Here is a 406-nt window from a genome sequence, read left to right on the forward strand (position 1 = left end):
GACTACCGGCTTGTAGTCGAGACGGATGTCGGAGAGCAGGCCGTCGCCCTCCTTGTATGCCATCGTGTGCTGCATGTACTCGGCGTCGTTGCGATCCGGGAAGTCCTCGCGGGCATGGCCGCCACGCGATTCCTTGCGGTTGAGCGCGCCGACGACCGTGACCTCGGCCATCTCCAAGAGGAAGCCGAGCTCGACGGCCTCGAGCAGGTCGCTGTTGTAGCGCTTGCCCTTGTCCTGCACGGTGATGTGGTTGTACCGCTCCTTGAGGGCGCGGACGTCCTTGAGCGCGTTGGTCAGCGTGGTCTCGGTGCGGAACACGGACGCGTTGTTGTCCATGGTCTGCTGCAGCTCGGTGCGGATGTCCGCGACGCGCTCGTGACCGTGGTCGGAGAGGATGACCTCGAGC

General features: G+C 64.8%; 1 pseudogene. It reads right to left on the reverse strand.

Features of this window, described 5'->3' with window-relative positions:
* Positions 1 to 406 (reverse strand): annotated as a pseudogene (locus AC1DYG_RS20215) (succinate dehydrogenase/fumarate reductase flavoprotein subunit); the annotation flags it as partial.

The organism is Pedococcus sp. P1_H8 (assembly GCF_056405175.1).